The organism is Rhizobium sp. BK602 (genome assembly GCF_014195095.1).
Taxonomy (GTDB): domain Bacteria; phylum Pseudomonadota; class Alphaproteobacteria; order Rhizobiales; family Rhizobiaceae; genus Rhizobium.
On sequence record NZ_JACIBC010000017.1, the window covers coordinates 1 to 2,500 of the forward strand.

The 2,500-nt window shown below is 53.8% G+C and carries 2 rRNA genes (1 of these 2 cut by a window edge); both read right to left on the minus strand.

Annotated elements, in window-relative coordinates:
• Positions 1-253 precede the first annotated feature (253 nt).
• Positions 254-368 (minus strand): 5S ribosomal RNA (gene rrf / locus FHX11_RS29805).
• 161 nt (positions 369-529) lie between these two features.
• Positions 530-2,500, minus strand: a 23S ribosomal RNA gene (locus FHX11_RS29810) (it continues 937 nt past the right edge of the window).

Here is a 2,500-nt window from a genome sequence, read left to right on the forward strand (position 1 = left end):
CAACGTAAACCCGAAGGGTTTATCGCGCCCGAGCGAACCCAGAGGGTTCGTCGTGTGTCCCCTTGGCACCTTATTGGTGGCGCGAGGGGAGAAGTACTTGCTTTCAGAAGCGACAAAGGCCGCTTTTAGCGGCCTATTGTAACACGACCAGGCCGCTTCAGCGATAAACCTTTTCGGTTTATCGCGTGTGTGATGAGAAGATTGTGAGACGCATAAATGACTTGAGTAATTTAGCGTGAGTTGCGTTTGGCAGACCTGGCAGCGACCTACTCTCCCGCGTCTTAAGACGAAGTACCATGGGCGCAGGGGCGTTTCACGGCCGTGTTCGGAAAGGGAACGGGTGCAGCCACCCCGCCATAACCACCAGGTCGGCAAAGCGCAACTTCGGGCTAAACCTTGCGGATTTGGCCCGATTTGAGAAGCTGGTGAGGCTAGAAGCCTCGTTTTGTCTTATGTGAACACGTCGTTGGTTTGTTCATGCCGCATGAATGCTTTCGCATTCAGCCTGTGATGAGCATAAGCAATGAGAACAATCAAGCCAATCGAGCTATTAGTACCGGTAAGCTTCATGCGTTGCCGCACTTCCACACCCGGCCTATCAACGTGGTCGTCTTCCACGGCTCTGATAGGGAACACTCGTTTTCAGGTTGGTTTCCCGCTTAGATGCCTTCAGCGGTTATCCATTCCATATGTAGCTACCCTGCTATGCCCTTGGCAGGACAACAGGTCCACCAGAGATATGTCCATCCCGGTCCTCTCGTACTAGGGACAGATCCTGTCAATATTCCTACACCCACGGCAGATAGGGACCGAACTGTCTCACGACGTTCTGAACCCAGCTCACGTACCGCTTTAATTGGCGAACAGCCAAACCCTTGGGACCTGCTCCAGCCCCAGGATGCGATGAGCCGACATCGAGGTGCCAAACAACCCCGTCGATATGGACTCTTGGGGGTCATCAGCCTGTTATCCCCGGCGTACCTTTTATCCGTTGAGCGATGGCCCTTCCACACGGGACCACCGGATCACTATGACCGACTTTCGTCTCTGCTCGACTTGTCAGTCTCGCAGTCAGGCGGGCTTATGCCATTGCACTCGACGACCGATTTCCGACCGGTCTGAGCCCACCATCGCGCGCCTCCGTTACTCTTTCGGAGGCGACCGCCCCAGTCAAACTACCCACCATACACTGTCCCGGATCCGGATAACGGACCGCGGTTAGACATCCATGACGATAAGGGTGGTATTTCAAGGATGGCTCCACAAGAACTGGCGTCCCTGCTTCAAAGCCTACCACCTATCCTACACATGCCGACACGAATGCCAGTGTAAAGCTATAGTAAAGGTGCACGGGGTCTTTCCGTCTGACCGCAGGAACCCCGCATCTTCACGGGGAATTCAATTTCACTGAGTCTATGTTGGAGACAGCGGGGAAGTCGTTACGCCATTCGTGCAGGTCGGAACTTACCCGACAAGGAATTTCGCTACCTTAGGACCGTTATAGTTACGGCCGCCGTTTACTGGGGCTTCGATTCAGAGCTTGCACCCCTCCTCTTAACCTTCCAGCACCGGGCAGGCGTCAGACCCTATACGTCGTCTTGCGACTTCGCAGAGCCCTGTGTTTTTGGTAAACAGTCGCTACCCCCTGGTCTGTGCCACCCTCACATGCTTGCGCACATAAGGGTCACGCTTCTTCCGAAGTTACGCGTGCAATTTGCCGAGTTCCTTCAACATAGTTCTCTCAAGCGCCTTGGTATACTCTACCTGACCACCTGTGTCGGTTTCGGGTACGGTCTATACGGTGGAGCTATTTCCTGGAACCGCGTCCCTGCAAGATCAATCCAATAAGACCTTACAAGTTGAGCAATCCGTCACTACCACCAGGCCCACGAATATTAACGTGGTTCCCATCGACTACGCGTGTCCGCCTCGTCTTAGGGGCCGGCTAACCCTGCTCAGATTAACTTTAAGCAGGAACCCTTGGTCTTTCGGCGAGAGGGTCTCTCACCCTCTTTATCGTTACTCATGTCAACATTCGCACTTCCGATACCTCCAGGACCCCTCACAGGTATCCCTTCACTGGCTTACGGAACGCTCCGCTACCACGTGCATTGCTGCACATCCTCAGCTTCGGTGCATGGCTTCAGCCCCGTTACATTTTCGGCGCAAAGACCCTTGACTAGACCAGTGAGCTGTTACGCTTTCTTTAAATGATGGCTGCTTCTAAGCCAACATCCTGGTTGTTTTGGGATCCTCACATCCTTTCCCACTTAGCCATGACTTGGGGACCTTAGCTGGAGGTTAGGGTTGTTGCCCTTTTCACGACGGACGTTAGCACCCGCCGTGTGTCTGCCGAGTAGTACTTCCCGGTATTCGGAGTTTGGTTAGGATCAGTAAGACGGTGAGTCCCCATAGCCCATCCAGTGCTCTACCCCCGGGAGTATTCGCTCGACGCTCTACCTAAATAGATTTCGCGGAGAACCAGCTATTTCCGAGTTTG